Source organism: Halomonas sp. MMH1-48, assembly GCF_022348105.1.
Lineage (GTDB): Bacteria > Pseudomonadota > Gammaproteobacteria > Pseudomonadales > Halomonadaceae > Vreelandella > Vreelandella piezotolerans.
The window spans coordinates 371,148-386,911 of the sequence record NZ_JAKRFL010000001.1 but is presented as its reverse complement, the minus strand read 5'-3'; the positions used below and the strand labels follow the sequence as shown (position 1 = coordinate 386,911).

Annotated in this window: 13 protein-coding genes; 12 read left to right on the top strand and 1 reads right to left on the bottom strand. The window is 58.2% G+C overall.

The genetic code is table 11. The features are described from left to right. The first annotated feature begins 6 nt into the window (after nt 1-6). From MHM37_RS01815 to lpxC, 12 genes are all read left to right on the top strand, one after another. Nucleotides 7-1,497: a UDP-N-acetylmuramoyl-L-alanyl-D-glutamate--2,6-diaminopimelate ligase gene (locus MHM37_RS01815; RefSeq protein ID WP_239295622.1), complete on the top strand. Its 1,491-nt coding sequence runs from the start codon at nt 7-9 to the stop codon at nt 1,495-1,497. Continuing rightward, nucleotides 1,494-2,852: a UDP-N-acetylmuramoyl-tripeptide--D-alanyl-D-alanine ligase gene (gene murF / locus MHM37_RS01810; protein ID WP_239295766.1), complete on the top strand. Its 1,359-nt coding sequence runs from the start codon at nt 1,494-1,496 to the stop codon at nt 2,850-2,852. The genes MHM37_RS01815 and murF overlap by 4 nt, the downstream gene beginning before the upstream one ends. Nucleotides 2,853-2,861: 9 nt before the next feature. Beyond that, nucleotides 2,862-3,944, top strand: coding sequence for a phospho-N-acetylmuramoyl-pentapeptide-transferase (mraY, locus tag MHM37_RS01805; protein ID WP_139527194.1), 1,083 nt, complete (start codon nt 2,862-2,864; stop codon nt 3,942-3,944). A 57-nt stretch (nt 3,945-4,001) separates the two neighbouring features. Beyond that, a complete protein-coding gene (gene murD / locus MHM37_RS01800) occupies nt 4,002-5,381 on the top strand; it encodes a UDP-N-acetylmuramoyl-L-alanine--D-glutamate ligase (protein ID WP_239295623.1) in 1,380 nt (459 codons plus the stop codon). After that, complete coding sequence (gene ftsW / locus MHM37_RS01795; RefSeq protein WP_139527196.1) at nt 5,378-6,574, top strand: putative lipid II flippase FtsW; 1,197 nt, start codon at nt 5,378-5,380, stop codon at nt 6,572-6,574. Before murD ends, ftsW begins: the two co-directional genes overlap by 4 nt. 21 nt (nt 6,575-6,595) lie before the next feature. Then, nucleotides 6,596-7,690, top strand: coding sequence for an undecaprenyldiphospho-muramoylpentapeptide beta-N-acetylglucosaminyltransferase (murG, locus tag MHM37_RS01790; RefSeq protein ID WP_343218238.1), 1,095 nt, complete (start codon nt 6,596-6,598; stop codon nt 7,688-7,690). Between the two features lie 17 nt (nt 7,691-7,707). Beyond that, the gene (gene murC, locus MHM37_RS01785) at nt 7,708-9,156 is read left to right on the top strand and encodes a UDP-N-acetylmuramate--L-alanine ligase (RefSeq protein WP_239295768.1); all 1,449 of its coding nucleotides are present in this window, start codon (nt 7,708-7,710) and stop codon (nt 9,154-9,156) included. Beyond that, nucleotides 9,153-10,091, top strand: a complete 939-nt coding sequence (locus MHM37_RS01780) for a D-alanine--D-alanine ligase (RefSeq protein WP_239295624.1) — start codon at nt 9,153-9,155, stop codon at nt 10,089-10,091. The genes murC and MHM37_RS01780 overlap by 4 nt, the downstream gene beginning before the upstream one ends. A 22-nt stretch (nt 10,092-10,113) precedes the next feature. Further along, nucleotides 10,114-10,842, top strand: a complete 729-nt coding sequence (locus MHM37_RS01775; protein ID WP_139527199.1) for a cell division protein FtsQ/DivIB — start codon at nt 10,114-10,116, stop codon at nt 10,840-10,842. 314 nt (nt 10,843-11,156) lie between these two features. Beyond that, a complete protein-coding gene (ftsA, locus tag MHM37_RS01770; RefSeq protein ID WP_139527200.1) occupies nt 11,157-12,446 on the top strand; it encodes a cell division protein FtsA in 1,290 nt (429 codons plus the stop codon). A 34-nt stretch (nt 12,447-12,480) separates the two neighbouring features. Continuing rightward, nucleotides 12,481-13,665, top strand: coding sequence for a cell division protein FtsZ (gene ftsZ / locus MHM37_RS01765; RefSeq protein WP_139527201.1), 1,185 nt, complete (start codon nt 12,481-12,483; stop codon nt 13,663-13,665). Between the two features lie 156 nt (nt 13,666-13,821). After that, nucleotides 13,822-14,733 carry a UDP-3-O-acyl-N-acetylglucosamine deacetylase gene (gene lpxC / locus MHM37_RS01760; protein WP_139527202.1) on the top strand — a complete coding sequence of 304 codons (912 nt, stop codon included), beginning with the start codon at nt 13,822-13,824 and terminating at the stop codon, nt 14,731-14,733. Nucleotides 14,734-14,845: 112 nt separating this feature from the next. Here the strand turns inward: lpxC and MHM37_RS01755 are convergent, their stop codons facing one another. After that, nucleotides 14,846-15,316, bottom strand: coding sequence for a DciA family protein (locus MHM37_RS01755; protein ID WP_239295625.1), 471 nt, complete (start codon nt 15,314-15,316; stop codon nt 14,846-14,848). Between the last annotated feature and the right edge of the window lie 448 nt (nt 15,317-15,764).

Below are 15,764 nucleotides of genomic sequence, written 5' to 3'. Positions count from 1 at the left end.
GATGGCATGACTCTATGCCCAGACCAGTTACGGAAAGCGTTACGCTTAGTATGGCCGAGCGCCGAACTGCCAGCGCTGCCTGACCTACCTCAGCAGCTTCATCTGATCACCGATTCTCGCAAGCTCCAGGCAGGCGATGTGTTCGTTGCCGTGCCCGGCAGCCAGAGTGATGGCCGAGCGTATATCGAGCAAGCGTTGGCAAGTGGAGCCGCCCTCGTGCTGGCGCATACCAAAGAGAGTGACGTGAACCTGGACGAACGCGTGCTGTTTTTGCCGCATTTGTCGCTGCGTCTGGGTGAGCTGGGTCGGGCGTTGTTTGACGTGCCGAGCGGGCTTGAGATCATTGCAGTCACGGGAACCAACGGCAAGAGCTCGGTGACCCACTACGTTGCCGAGCTCAGCGAACGCTTGGGGACACCTGCCGGTGTGATTGGGACCTTGGGCGTAGGACGACCGGGTCAGCTGTTAGAAAGCGGGTTGACGACGCCTGGTCCCCTTGCCCTGCAATCGACGCTGGGTGAATTGGCGCGCCAGGGCGTCAAGCGGGTTGCGCTGGAGGCCTCTTCCCACGCGCTGGATCAGCAGCGCTTGGACGCGGTGGATGTGAACGTCGGGGTATTTACCAATCTGACCCGGGATCATTTGGATTATCACGGCAGTATGGCCGCTTACGCAGCGGCAAAGGCAAAACTCTTCCGTCGAGCCGAGTTGACATTGGCCGTTGTGAACGGTGACGACCCCTTGGCTCGCTTGATGCTGGCCGGGTGTGACCAGCGCGTGCGCGTGTTGGCGACTGGCAGCGATGACGCCGTCACGCTACGGGTGTTGGATTGGCAGCCGCATGCCCTTGGACAGCAGGCGCTGATTGCGACCCCGGAAGGTGAGAAAGCGCTGCAGCTAGGTCTCATGGGGCGGTTCAATCTGGACAACGTGCTGCTGGCCATCGCCGTGCTGTATGGATTGGGCGAGTCATTGGAGTCGCTGTTCGCGGCAGCGGCTAGCCTTTCCCCAGTGCCAGGTCGTATGGCGTGCTTCGGTGGTGATCGTGCACCCAGCGTGGTAGTAGATTACGCCCACACGCCAGATGCGCTACAGAGTGCGCTAGGCGCGCTGCGCGCCCATCTGGGTAGCCGGGGCAAGTTGTGGTGTGTGTTTGGCTGTGGGGGAGAGCGCGATACGGGAAAGCGCGCCGAAATGGCCAGCGTCGCTGAGCAGCTAGCCGACCACATCGTGGTGACCGATGATAACCCTCGCGGGGAGTCGGCGGCGCGTATTCGTGAGCAAATTCTCACTGGCTTTACCGAACGTGCGACGGTCGACGAGGTCGGTGATCGTGGCCAAGCTATTCTCCACGCGGTACATCAGGCCTCGCCGGAAGATGTGGTTCTCGTGGCAGGTAAAGGTCACGAAGCCTATCAAGAGATCGATGGCGTGCGTCATGCGTTTCAAGATGACGAGCAGGTTCGAGATGCATTAGCGACTCGAGGTGTCGTCTGATGTGGACGTTAACAGAAGTGGCCGCTGCACTGGGTGTCGGCGTGTCGCCCAACAATGGCGCTCAATGGGTGTCGTCTGTCGTGACCGACACGCGGAAAATCATTCCTGGATGCCTGTTTGTCGCGTTAAAAGGACCGCGTTTCGATGGCCACGCGTTCGTCGAGCAAGCAAGGGAGCAGGGGGCTGTCGCCGCGTTGGTGGAGCGTCAGGTGGAAAGCGCTCTGCCGCAGTTGGTGTGTTCGGATACGCGGCTTGGGCTGGGGCTGTTGGCCAAGGCTTGGCGTCGTCGGTTCGACCTCCCGCTCATCGCCGTCACCGGTAATAGCGGCAAGACCACGGTAAAAGAGATCACCGCTGCCTTGCTGTCACCGCTCGGTGACGTACTAGCGACCTCGGGCAATTTGAATAACGATATCGGTGCGCCGCTGACGCTGTTGCGTTTATCTCACGAGCATCAAGCGGGCGTGATCGAGCTGGGGGCTAATCATCTGGGCGAGATCGCTTGGACGAGCCAGCTCACCGCACCGCAAGTAGCAATCATTACCAACGTGACCGGGGCGCATGTTGGCGAATTTGGCGGCATGGGGCAGATTGCTCAGGCAAAAAGTGAGATCTTATCTGGGCTTGGGTCCGATGGCACGGCCGTCATCAACCGAGACGATCGCTACCACGATTTTTGGTCAGCTTGTGCCGCCCCTAGGCGTTGTGTCAGCTACGGCTTACATGAGGATGCCGACGTTCACGCCCAGGCACTTTCCTGCGACCCTCAGGGGCGGTATGCTTTCACGCTTGTTGCGCACGGCCAGCGCCTCGGTGACGTTAATCTGCCACTGATTGGGAAGCATAACGTCAGCAACGCACTCGCTGCATCGGCAGCGGCACTGGCGCTCGGCGTGTCATCGCAAGACGTGGTGGCCGGGTTGGGCGGATTGACGTCACTGTCAGGTCGCCTAAGCCTAGTGGCTGGTCTACGTCATTCTACGCTGCTCGATGACACCTACAATGCCAACCCCGGCGCAGTGAAAGCCGCGCTAGACGCGCTAGCCAGCTTTCCAGCGCCACGCTGGTGCGCGTTGGGGGCGATGGGGGAGTTAGGCGGCGAGTCGCAAGCCCTTCACGCCGAGGTGGGTCGCTACGCTGCGTCGCTGGGCATCGATATGCTGGTGACCTACGGCGAAGCAGCCCGTGCGGCCTCGGATGCCTTTGGTCGTGGGCAGCATTTTGACGATCACGAGACGCTTGTGCGTCATATTATTCATTCTCTTCCACCCCACGCCACATTGCTGGTGAAAGGGTCGCGTAGTGCTGGCATGGAAACGGTCATTACGGCATTGCGCGCGGATGAAACAAGGTAAGCGCCGTTCATGTTACTTCATTTGGCGAATTTCTTAGCCCAATATCAGTCTACGTTTCAAGTTTTTAACTATTTGACGTTACGCGTGATTTTGGCAGCGCTAACGGCATTGATGCTGTGTCTTTGGTTAGGACCGTGGGTCATTCGCCGACTGGTAGAAGGCCAAATTGGCCAAGCTGTGAGAGATGATGGCCCCCAGTCGCATCTCTCGAAAGCGGGCACCCCGACCATGGGGGGCGCGATGATTCTATTGGCAATTGCCATTAGTACGCTGGTCTGGGGCGATTTGACCAACCACTATGTGTGGGTCGTGCTACTGGTGACACTGGGGTTTGGGGCGATTGGTTGGGTCGATGATTACCGTAAAGTGGTCGAGAAGAATCCCCGAGGCCTGCCAGCGCGTTGGAAATACTTCTGGCAGTCGGTCGTGGGTATTGGAGCGGCCGTGGTGCTCTACGCAACGGCCACCACGCCTGCAGAAACCAGCCTGCTCATTCCCATGTTCAAGGACGTCGCGCTTCCGCTGGGCGTCTTTTACATCGTGCTGAGTTACTTTGTGATCGTGGGTAGCTCGAATGCCGTCAATCTCACTGATGGCTTGGATGGTTTGGCGATCATGCCGACTGTGCTTGTGGCCATGGGGCTCTCGGTCTTTGCCTACGCCAGCGGCAACGCGGTATTCGCGAACTATCTCCATATTCCTTTCATTCACGGTACCGGTGAGCTGGCGGTCTTCTGCGCCACCATCGCGGGCGCCGGTCTTGGCTTTCTGTGGTTCAACACGTACCCCGCCCAAGTGTTCATGGGGGATGTCGGTGCCCTGGCGCTGGGCGCGGCGCTCGGCGTGGTGGCGGTCATCGTTCGTCAAGAGATCGTGCTGTTCATCATGGGCGGTATTTTCGTGTTGGAAACCGTCTCCGTGATCTTACAGGTGGGCTCCTACAAACTCACCGGTCGCCGTATCTTCCGCATGGCCCCGTTACACCACCATTATGAGTTGAAAGGGTGGCCGGAACCGCGGGTCATCGTGCGCTTTTGGATTATTACGGTGGTGCTGGTGCTACTCGGCCTCGCCACGCTGAAACTGCGATAAGTTGAGACCCGTCAGGCGGCGTTAGGGCCGCCTTTAGCGCAAGGCAGAAGGAGCCACATGGTGCAGGTACCCAACGGATTTACGGTGGTCGTCGGGCTAGGGCTTTCTGGTCAGGCCATTTGCCGTCATCTTACCCAGTTGGGTAGGCCGTTCATGGTGGCAGATACCCGCGAGACACCGCCAGGGATCGACGCTTTTCGTCAGATGTATCCTGCTGTTCACGTACACTGCGGTGCCTTGACACTGTTGGAAATGCGCGATGCGTACGAGGTCGTCATCAGTCCCGGTGTCGATCCCCATACGGCAGGTTTGGAGGGGTTGTTAGAGCGTCATAACCCGACCACCGGAGAGCCTATGCTCGTGGGGGAAATTGCGCTGTTCAAGCGTGCCGTCAAGGCACCCATCGCCGCGATTACCGGGTCAAATGCCAAATCCACCGTTACCACACTGCTCGGCGAGATGGCCGCTGCCTCGGGAATCAAGGCCGCGGTGGGGGGCAATTTAGGGACACCCGCGCTCGATCTGTTGGCGGAGCAGCCGGACGCTGAGCTCTTCATTTTGGAGCTATCCAGCTTTCAGCTAGAAACGACCCCGTGGCTAGGCGCTGCGTCGGTAGCGTTCTTGAATCTTTGCGACGACCATCTGGATCGGCACGGCGACTTGGCGGGTTACCGTCAGGCCAAGCAGCGCATCTTCCTGGGGGCCGATCACGCCGTGGTGAACGCAGACGACGACCAGACGTGGCCAGAGTCGATGCTAAACCATGTCGAGTATTTCAGCAGTGAGCCACCCATCGGCCAGTCCTGGGGGCTCAACGAGCGCCAGGGGCGCTGGTGGTTGATGCATGGGCAGACGCCTTGGTTGGCGGCTGACGAGCTTCAGTTGGCGGGTCGGCATCATTATGCCAATGCGCTGGCTGCACTGGCGATGGGAAACGCGCTAGGCTTTGGCCGCGCGGACATGTGCCGTGCTCTGCGAGCATTCGCGGGTTTGCCCCATCGAAGCGAATGGATCGCCGATATTAACGGGGTCCGCTGGGTCAATGATTCCAAAGGAACCAACGTTGGGGCCACGCTGGCGGCCATCAACGGTATTGGTCCCACTCTCGATGGAAAGCTCATCCTGCTGGCGGGGGGCGTGGGCAAGGGCGCTGACTTTACGCCCCTAACGGCTCCACTTGCTGAGTGTGCCCGTGCGGCGATCGTGTTTGGCACCGATGCGCCTCGTTTGATGGAAACGCTGGCAGGGGCACTGCCCGTGGAGCGGGTCGAGCACTTGACGCAGGCCATGGAAGTCGCCTTTGCCATGGCCGAGCCCGGTGATTGTGTGCTGCTGTCTCCCGCCTGTGCCAGCTTGGATCAATTTGCTAACTATCAAGCCCGTGGTGATGCCTTTCGTCAGTGGGTGATACATAAACGCAATGAGTTGACGATATGAGCGACGAGTCACTTAGCCGGCTACAGCGCCTGCGCGCTGCTCTGACGACCCAGCATCTTCCCTGTGATATCTGGTTGATTCTTGCCGTCGTAGCGTTGGCTGGGCTGGGCTGGATCATGGTCAGCTCTGCATCCATAGGACTGCTAGAAAATAGCTACCACTATTCCCGGCAGCACGGCATTTTTCTCGTGCTGGCCATTACGGCTTGCCTATTCATGCTGTGCGTGCCGCTGGAGCTATGGCGTCAGAACGCGGCGCTCATCCTGCTCGTCAGTATTTTCATGCTCGTGGTGGTACTGATCGTCGGTCAAGAAGTGAACGGCAGTAAGCGCTGGATTTCTCTGCCGGGGCCGCTACCGAGCCTGCAGGTCTCGGAGCTGGCAAAAGTGGGGCTGATTTTCTACATGGCGGCGTTCATGTCCCGCTTCACTTACGAATTGCGTCAACGGGCATTTACCATGTGGCGGCCGTTGGCCGTACTGGCCGTGCCCGCTAGCCTATTGTTTCTCGCCCCAGATTTCGGCGGTATGGTGGTCTATACCGTGTGTGTCATCGGCATGCTGATGATGAGTGGTGCCTCGTTGACGCTACTACTGGGCAGCGGCGGGGTGTTGGGGTTTGGCGCGGTCATGATGGTCGTCATGGAGCCTTATCGCTTGGCGCGCTGGACCAGCTTTCTCGATCCTTGGGCCGATCAGTTCGCCACCGGTTATCAGTTGACCCAGGCATTGATTGCCTTTGGTCGTGGCCATGTCACCGGCACTGGCCTTGGCAATAGCGTGCAAAAACTTCACTACCTGCCGGAAGCGCATACGGACTTCATTTTTGCCGTGGTGGCCGAAGAGTTGGGCATGTTAGGCGCTATTGCCGTGGTCCTGCTGTTTACCCTATTCATTGTACGCGCGATGTGGGTAGGCCGCCGGGCAGAGCTGGCAGGTCATCTATTCGGTGCCTACGTCAGCTATGGCATTGGATTCATCGTGGCCGCTCAGGCGTTCATCAATATGGCGGTGAGCTCAGGATTGCTCCCTACCAAAGGGCTAACGTTGCCGCTGATTAGTTATGGCGGTTCGAGCCTACTGGTGACCGGTATGATGATTGGGCTGCTGCTTCGGGTCGATGCCGAGACCCGTCATCGCCCGCGTCGTACGCCGACGCCCTACCGCGCTCGCCGAGAGCCGCGTTTATCGTAATTATTCAAGGAGCCGTTTGTAGTGACCAACTCACGTCGACGGATATTGATCATGGCCGGGGGAACCGGCGGGCACGTCATTCCTGCGCTCTCGTTGGCGCATGCGTTACAGGCCAAGGGTGTCGACGTGGAATGGCTAGGAAGCCCGCGCGGCATCGAAAATCAGTTGGTGCCCAAGGCAGGTATTCTACTGCACACCATTGCCATTGGAGGGCTGCGCGGTAAAGGGCTCGCTGGCTGGTGCAAAGCCCCTCTCAATCTTTCCAAGGCGGTGTTGCAGGCCCGACGTGTTATTCAGCGTTTCAAGCCCGATGTCGTCGTGGGTCTGGGGGGCTTTGCCAGTGGTCCTGGCGGGTTAGCGGCGTGGTTGTCACGGGTGCCGCTGGTCATTCATGAACAGAATGCTGTCGCGGGTCTCACCAATAAGGTGCTGTCTCGGCTGGCGACTCGAACCTATGCGGCTTTCGACGATGCGTTCGGCCGCCGCGCCGAGGTCATCGGTAACCCGGTGCGCGAAGAAATCGCGGCATTGGGAGAGTGCCCCAGACAGACGACCGAGCTGAAGGGCCGTCCGCTGAGGCTATTGGTAGTCGGTGGCTCTCTGGGTGCCGTTGCGCTCAATGAGCGGCTTCCCGCAGCGCTGGCTGCGCTACCGCCAGAGCGGCGTCCCGATGTTCGTCATCAAGCCGGTAAAGAGCGTGATGTCGCCACGGCTCAAGCCTATGCGGAACGGGGCATTGTCGCGGACGTTAGCCCTTTTATTGATGATATGGCAGCAGCCTACGCATGGGCTGATCTAGTGGTCTGCCGTGCGGGGGCGTTGACGGTGGCCGAGCTGGCGGCTGCCGCCAAGCCTGCCCTGTTGGTGCCTTTTCCCTTTGCTGTCGATGACCATCAGCGTGTCAATGCCGATGTGTTGGTCAAGGCGGGAGCGGCGCAGTGCGTGGTGCAATCGGCCCTCACGCCGGAGCGTTTGACTCGATTACTCGATGAATTATTAGACCCTGACAGGCTGGCAGACATGGCGTCGAAGGCGCGACAGGCCGCGCACCTCGACGCTACAGAGCGTCTTGCAGCAGGCTGTTTGGGCTTGGCGAAGCAAGGAGAAACTGCGTGACCGATTCAGTGACTAACATGCCGCCGCAAGGGGGCCGTCCGTCGGGCCCCGGTATGCGTCGTATTCAGCGGCTGCATTTCGTGGGTATCGGTGGGGCAGGCATGTGCGGAATCGCCGAGGTATTGGCGAACCAAGGCTACCAAGTCAGCGGTAGCGATATGAAAGCATCCCCCGTAGTAGAGCGGCTGCGCCAGTGTGGTGTCACGGTGGCGATCGGCCATGCAGAAGCAAATGTTCGAGGGGCTGACGTGGTCGTCGTCTCCAGCGCCATCGATGAAACCAACCCTGAGATACGCTGGGCCCATGAGCACCGGGTGCCGGTGGTGCGTCGTGCCGAGATGCTGGCAGAGTTGATGCGTTTTCGCCACGGCATTGCCGTGGCGGGTACCCATGGTAAAACCACCACGACTAGCTTGACGGCCACGCTACTCGCAGAAGGAGGGTTGGACCCAACGTTCGTCATCGGTGGCAAGCTGACGAGTGCAGGCGCCAATGCCCGTTTGGGCGAGGGCGATTATCTGGTGGCCGAGGCCGACGAGTCCGACGCGTCGTTTTTGCACCTGCAGCCCATGGTATCGATCGTGACCAACATCGATGCCGACCATATGGCGACGTATGGCGGTGACTTCGAGCGGCTCAAAAGCACCTTCATCGAATTTCTACATAATCTGCCTTTTTATGGATTGGCCGTGCTGTGCATAGATGACCCGCATGTGCGCGGTTTATGTGAGCAAGTAAAACGGCAGTTCGTGACGTATGGCTTCGATGACGATGCCGACTACCGTATCGTCGATTTTGCACAGCAAGGTGGCGAAGTGTCGTTCACTGCGCTGCGTCCAGGCGGCGCTGCACCGTTGGCCATTCGGCTAGCCATGCCGGGTCGGCATAACGCGCTCAATGCTATGGCGGCGATCGTAGTGGCGACGGACGCAGGCGTTAGCGATGAGGCGATTCAACGGGGCCTTACCGGGTTTGCAGGCGTTGGACGTCGTTTTCAAGTGCATGGACACTTCCCTGCCCCCACGGGGGGAGGTGAGGTCATGCTGGTGGACGACTACGGGCACCACCCCCGCGAGGTCGACATGGTGATTCAAGCCGTGCGAGCGGGTTGGCCCGACCGCCGGTTGGTGATGCTCTACCAGCCCCATCGCTACAGCCGAACGCGGGATCTCTACGAAGACTTCGTGCGTGTTCTTTCCCAAGTAGATACGCTGGTGCTCTTGGACGTGTACAGTGCGGGCGAAGCCGTGCTGCCGGGAGCCGAAGGGCGCACACTAGCCGGTTCTATTCGCCAGCGAGGCGAGGTCGATCCGCTATTTGTCGAGCACAAGCATGAACTGCCCGCTTTGCTGAACAACGTGTTACGTCCCGGTGATATCCTAATTACTCAGGGGGCAGGGGACGTGGGCGGTATTTCGCTACGTTTGGCGCAGGCCAGATTGGAGTTGGATGAGGTGGCGTTATGAACGGCAGTCAAGTCGGCTCCTTGGAGCGCGTCGTCGTGGTATATGGCGGCATTTCCGCCGAGCGAGAGGTGTCTCTCAAAAGTGGCGCGGCGATTTTAGCTGCCCTGAGGCGACAGGGTGTCGACGCGATCGGTTATGACCCTAAAGAGGGCGGCCTCGCTGGGCTCGAGCGCTTGGATCCCAGCGCGGTGTTCGTTGCGCTGCATGGTCGCGGTGGAGAGGATGGTACCTTTCAAGGGGCGCTAGAGCTGCTGGGCGTACCCTACACTGGAAGCGGCGTCTTGGCCTCTGCGCTGGGAATGGATAAACAGCGCACCAAACAGGTATGGCAGGCCGTAGGCCTGCCCACGCCTGAGTGCATCATGCTCGACGAGCACGCCGACTGGGTCGCTGTGGTCGAGCGGCTCGGGCTCCCGATGATGGTCAAACCGGTGCATGAGGGCTCCACCCTGGGCATCAGTATCGTCAAGAGCCAAGAAGAGCTTCGAGCGGCGTATACGGCGGCGGCCAAATTCGATGCGCGTGTAATGGCCGAACGATTTGTCGTCGGCGATGAGTACACCGTAGCGCTGCTGGGAGATGATGTCTTGCCTGCCATTCGCGTCGAGGTGCCAGGCGGTTTCTACGACTACGAAGCCAAGTACATCGCCAACACTACGCAGTATCACTTACCCTGTGGTCTATCCTGGGAGGATGAGCAGTCCCTGGCAGCGTTGTGCAAAGAGGCGTTTGCCGCTGTAGGAGGCGAGGGGTGGGGACGTATTGACGTCATGCGTGACACGTCAGGTCAGTTCTGGCTCATCGAGGTCAATACGGTGCCGGGAATGACCGATCATAGTCTCGTTCCGCAGGCGGCTGCCCACGCAGGTATTGGCTTCGACGAGTTGGTCTTGCGGATCCTACAGACTGCCCTCTCAGCGGCCAGCGCATCATGATGGGCTCGGTAAAAGGGACGTTATGAAAAAACGCAACGCATGGTTGGGCGTTGTGCTATTGGCGCTGCTGCTGGGTGCCGGTGGTCGAGCGCTATGGCTATGGTTGGATCGCCCCATCGAGCGCGTGTCGATACGAGGCGAATGGGAGTACGTCAGCGCCGACTATCTGCGCACTCAGTTAGCACCCTTGGTACAAGAGGCAACGTGGCTATCGGCTGACTTGGGGGAGCTTCGGCGCCGTGCGCTCACCATCGGCTGGCTCAATGAAGTGCGAATCTCGCGTGAGTGGCCGAATGCGTTGGTGTTCGAACTGGTAGAGCAGACGCCAGTGGCGCGCTGGAACGATGACTTTCTTTTGAATCCCGAAGGCGAGCCGTTTGCTTTTGCGCCGCTAACCGTACCGGCAGGGCTTCCCGACTTGGCAGGACCAAGTGGCAGCAGTGAAGAGGTGTTGGCTTACTATCAGCGCTTGTTACCCCATTTTGCCGGGTTATCGCTATCCCTCTCTCAGCTGCGGTTAGAACCGCGCGGAGCTTGGCGTTTGCAGCTATCCAGTGGTGCCTGGGTCATGCTGGGTCGCCGCCAGCACGGCGAGCGTTTAGCGAGATTGTCAGCCTCATGGCAGCGCGAGCTGGCGAATGTCAGTGATCATATTCGTTACATCGATTTGCGTTACCCTAACGGAGTAGCGGTCGCTTGGCATGGAGAAACAGAGTTTCAGGAAAATGAGTCCACTCCCAGTGCAGAGTAACGTTCGATGGCAATGTGCAAAAAGCGGGTAAAGGTGAGTGATCGCCAACGCTGAAAAAGCCGCAAATGGGGTTTAAATTGCGGCTAAAGCCAATTATCGTGGGTACGGACTAGTCGTATAGCGTCTATTGTTTCTATACTATGTGTCGAGCGGAGCTGTGGGTCTGTTTTTATTATCCAGTCAGCGGTTAACCCGCATCAGCGAGTTTCAAGTTTAACGTTACTAATTTTAATTTGTCGGAAGCTCTTTTTTGCTCAGGCAAATAATGTACCCGCCGTATTCATTAAAACAATGGCAAGGAGATTTACCGACTCATGGCAGGCTCACCCAACGCATCCAATATGGTTGTCGGGCTGGACATTGGAACGTCCAAGGTCGTCGCGATAGTCGGTCAACCCACCGATGACGGTGGAATTGAAATTGCCGGTATCGGTTCTCATCCGTCGCGCGGCATGAAGCGTGGTGTCGTCATCAACATCGAATCAACGGTTCAGTCGATTCAACGTGCTGTCGAAGAGGCGGAGTTGATGGCAGGTTGCGATATCCACTCGGTGTATGTGGGTGTGGCGGGCAGTCATATTAGCTCGATGAACTCCGATGGCGTAGTGGCCATTAAAGAGCGTGAAGTGACGCCGTCCGATATCGACCGGGTGATCGATTCTGCTCGCGCGCGGGCGATCTCCGAAGGCCAACGCGTACTGCACGTATTGCCTCAGGAGTTCTCGATCGACGCCCAAGGGGGCATCCGAGAGCCGCTGGGCATGTCGGGCGTTCGTCTGGAAGCGCAAGTGCATTTGGTCACGGCAGCCCTCAACGCCGTCCAGAATATCGAGAAGTGCGTACGACGCTGTGGTTTGGATGTCGACGCGATCATTCTCGAACAGCTGGCGTCGAGTATGGCCGTGCTGACCGAAGACGAGCGAGAGCTCGGGGTGTGCATGGTCGATATTGGTGGCGGCACGACCGATATGGCGATTTTCAGCGAAGGTGCCATTCGTCATACGGCGGTGATTCCCATTGCCGGTGATCAAGTCACTAACGATATTGCTATGGCGTTACGTACCCCGACGCAGCACGCTGAAGAGATCAAAGTGAAGTATGCTTGCGCGCTAACCCAGTTGGCGGCAAGTGATGAGATGATCAAGGTTCCCAGTGTCGGTGATCGTCCGGCCAGAGATCTGTCACGCCAAGCGCTGGCAGAGGTGGTCGAGCCGCGTTACGAAGAGCTGTTTACCTTGGTAAGAGACGAATTACGCCGCAGCGGCTATGAAGATATGGTGGCTGCGGGTGTGGTGCTCACCGGCGGCACTTCGCGCATGGAGGGTGTAAGCGAGCTGGCAGAAGAGATATTTCACATGCCGGTTCGTATTGCCTGCCCGCAAAATGTCAGAGGCTTGGCAGATGTGGTTCGCAATCCTATCTATGCGACGGGCGTTGGTTTGCTGCATTATGCACTGCAGGAAACGCGTCATGGGCAAGGCCTAGAAAGCCACGGGGGAGGCGTTGCGGCCCATAAAGGGCGTAACGAATTAGCCCGGCGTGATATCAAGGATGGCCATTCGGCGCTGGCAAGAATCAAAGGCTGGTTCAAAGGAAATTTCTGATAGGGCCGCAAGCGCGGTTCAGGAGACGGGGCTTATGTTCGAATTGGTAGATAACGCACCCTCGAGCAGTGCGGTCATCAAAGTAGTGGGCGTTGGCGGCGGTGGCGGTAACGCTGTCAACCATATGGTCGAAAGCAACATCGAAGGCGTCGAGTTCATTTGCGCCAACACCGATGCTCAGGCCCTCAAGCGCGTATCGGCAAAGACGGTGCTGCAGTTGGGTGGTGAAATCACCAAAGGGCTCGGGGCAGGTGCTAACCCTGAAGTAGGGCGGCAGGCGGCCATGGAAGACCGTGAGCGCATTGCCGAACTGCTGAGCGGCGCCGACATGGTCTTCATTACGGCAGGTATGGGCGGCGGCACCGGCACTGGCGGGGCGCCCGTCGTAGCGCAAGTCGCCAAAGAGCTTGGCATTTTGACGGTGGCCGTGGTGACACGCCCCTTCCCCTTCGAAGGGCCCAAGCGAATGCGTGCGGCAGAAGAGGGAATGAAAGAGCTCTCCGAGCATGTCGACTCGTTGATCACTATACCCAACGAAAAGCTGCTGTCGGTCCTAGGCAAGAACGCCACGCTGCTGACGGCGTTCAGCGCAGCCAACGATGTGCTGCTGGGCGCGGTGCAGGGTATTGCAGAGCTGATCACCAGCCCAGGGATCATCAACGTGGACTTTGCCGATGTGCGCACCGTCATGTCAGAAATGGGCATGGCCATGATGGGGACCGGCGGCGCTACGGGGGAAAACCGCGCCCGTGAAGCCGCTGAAAAAGCCATTCGCAGCCCGCTACTCGAGGATATCGATCTTCATGGCGCGCGCGGTATTCTGGTCAACATTACCGCAGGCCCGGATCTTTCCATCGGCGAATTCAACGATGTGGGTGCAACGGTCCAAGAATTTGCATCTCAAGAGGCGACCATCGTGGTGGGTACCTCCATCGATATGGAAATGTCCGATGAGCTGCGCGTTACGGTGGTGGCGGCCGGACTGGATGGTAGCAAAGCCAAGGCGACGGCGGCGCGAGAACCGGCTCGTCGCTCTGCGGCGGAAGCCGGTGGTTCCGATTATCGTAAATTGCAGCAACCCACTGTCATGCGCCAGCAAGCCACGGCACGCGCCGAAGCTCCCGATGCAGCGCCAAAGCCGCGTGCTGAAAAGCGTCGTGCAGCGGATGCCGACGACTACTTGGATATCCCCGCGTTCCTGCGTCGTCAAGCGGATTAACCCCCGCCATCGGGTTCATTGCAGCAGCAAACGAGAGTTTTATTGGTTAAAACGCTCGTTTGCTGTTAAAGTGAACACTGTTTGATAACTTTCTTCCTTTGCGGATCCTGTAGCAGCTTGCTGCAAGCCGCCGTCATTAGAGCTTGACCACTACCCATGATCAGACAACGCACACTACAAAACGTCATTCGCGCCACTGGAGTGGGTCTGCACTCCGGCAAAAAAGTCCATATGGCTTTGCGTCCGGCACCGGCCAACACCGGCATTGTGTTTGTCAGAACCGATCTGGATCCCGTGGTACATGTGCCTGCCCGTGCCGAACTGGTTGAAGACACCACGCTGTGCACGGCGCTCTCTTATGAAGGTGTCAAAGTCGCGACCGTCGAGCACCTTATGTCCGCCTTTGCGGGCTTGGGCATCGATAATGCCTACGTCGATATCAGTGCCCCGGAAGTGCCCATCATGGATGGTAGCGCCAGCCCATTTGTCTTTTTGATTCAGTCTGCGGGCATTTTGGAGCAAGAGGCGGCCAAGAAATTCATTCGCATCAAGCGCCGCATTGGTGTGACCGATGGTGATAAAGAAGCCACTTTTTTGCCTCACCAAGGTTTTAAAGTGTCGTTTGCCATCGATTTCGACCATCCGGTTTTCGAGCAGCAGAAGCAAACTGCGCTGATCGACTTTTCGACCACGTCGTTCGTCAAAGAAGTCTCCCGTGCGCGAACTTTTGGCTTCATGCGCGATCTCGAGTACCTTCGCTCCAACAATTTGGCTCTTGGGGGCAGCCTCGAGAATGCGATCGTTGTTGATGATTACCGTATCGTCAATGAAGGTGGCCTGCGCTATGAAGATGAGTTCGTCAAACACAAGGTGCTAGATGCCATCGGTGACCTGTATCAGTTGGGCTATAGTTTGATTGGCGAATTCCGCGGCGTGAAATCAGGCCATGCGCTCAATAACCAGCTGTGCCGTGAGCTAATGGCTCAGCCTGATGCCTATGAAATTGTCACGTTCGAAGAAGAGAAAGCCGTGGCACCCATCTCTTATGCGGCTCCAGCGATGGCGTAATTCGTCAAAATAAAAATGTCTGGGGCGTTGAGTTGAAAACGTGACATGGCTCCCCATCTACAAAGCACTGCTTCGGCGGTGCTTTTTGCGTGTAAGGGGAGGCGCTTTTAAATTACGTTTTGGTGTCTTTCGGGCGAGCGTGAGAGGCCAGGCGCTCTAGGGCATGTTTGAGGCTGAGGCTGTCAGTGTCTTTGGCGCATTCGGCCAGGGTTTTGCCCGCACTGTCGGAAAGCGTTCGCGTGAAGCGTCTGGGTGACTCGATGGGGCGTACGGGGCGCACTTTAAGGGTGAACCCTGTTACTCCCTCAAAGCCAGGGAGCTGGTGAAGCAGCGATAACAGGCGAGATTGTTCGTAGCGTAGCCACGTCAGCCAGCTCGCTTGCCGGCTGATGAGGGTCAAGCGCCCATTGCTAAAACCGCCTACGAAAATATGTTCACGCATCTCTTCGGGTAAATGAGCACGGAGATGCCGCTGTGCTTGATCGATCAAGCGTGATTGTCGCATGAGCTGGCCGACGCCGCCTGACTTGGTTAGCAGTTGGGCAATGGGCTGTGCGCGAGAACGCTTAACCTTTATACTCATCAACTTGATTCCTAGGGTGTTGCGAGTGGCGTCGTACTGGTTACTACGTGCATCACCTGTGATTGACCGCCAATAGACAGAGCCTAACACGCTCAGGAGCCAGTCCACAGCATGTCATCAACGTCAGAGATCGAATCCGCTTCGCTAAAGCGTCCTCGACGCTATGGCCTGGCGCGTTGGTGGTTGGCTGGTTTGCTGGTGAGTTGTTTACTACCCGCTAGTTTACACCCATCCGACGCGTTGAGAAGCAGCGACCGAGGTGTTTGCATCTGCTTTTGGATGCCTGCCATGCTTCGCGCGAAGTCTCATTGGATCGCGAAGAAACGGCGCGCGCTTCGCCGCTGGTTTCATCGCCAAACGCGACGAGAGCCCCAATCCTTCCGTCGCCCGTTACCTTTTCTTCGGTTTGCGCTCCCGCTCGTCGCCGCAAGCGATGTCGTGACGCCCC

Excerpts from the sequence above, each read along its gene's own strand:
- ftsA (WP_139527200.1), top strand. The coding sequence starts at position 11,157 with ATGGCAGGCTCACCCAACGCATCCAATATGGTTGTCGGGCTGGACATT.
- MHM37_RS01780 (WP_239295624.1), top strand. The coding sequence starts at position 9,153 with ATGAACGGCAGTCAAGTCGGCTCCTTGGAGCGCGTCGTCGTGGTATAT.
- MHM37_RS01815 (WP_239295622.1), top strand. The coding sequence starts at position 7 with ATGACTCTATGCCCAGACCAGTTACGGAAAGCGTTACGCTTAGTATGG.
- lpxC (WP_139527202.1), top strand. The coding sequence starts at position 13,822 with ATGATCAGACAACGCACACTACAAAACGTCATTCGCGCCACTGGAGTG.
- ftsW (WP_139527196.1), top strand. The coding sequence starts at position 5,378 with ATGAGCGACGAGTCACTTAGCCGGCTACAGCGCCTGCGCGCTGCTCTG.
- murD (WP_239295623.1), top strand. The coding sequence starts at position 4,002 with ATGGTGCAGGTACCCAACGGATTTACGGTGGTCGTCGGGCTAGGGCTT.
- mraY (WP_139527194.1), top strand. The coding sequence starts at position 2,862 with ATGTTACTTCATTTGGCGAATTTCTTAGCCCAATATCAGTCTACGTTT.
- MHM37_RS01755 (WP_239295625.1), bottom strand. The coding sequence starts at position 15,316 with ATGAGTATAAAGGTTAAGCGTTCTCGCGCACAGCCCATTGCCCAACTG.
- murC (WP_239295768.1), top strand. The coding sequence starts at position 7,708 with ATGCCGCCGCAAGGGGGCCGTCCGTCGGGCCCCGGTATGCGTCGTATT.
- ftsZ (WP_139527201.1), top strand. The coding sequence starts at position 12,481 with ATGTTCGAATTGGTAGATAACGCACCCTCGAGCAGTGCGGTCATCAAA.
- MHM37_RS01775 (WP_139527199.1), top strand. The coding sequence starts at position 10,114 with ATGAAAAAACGCAACGCATGGTTGGGCGTTGTGCTATTGGCGCTGCTG.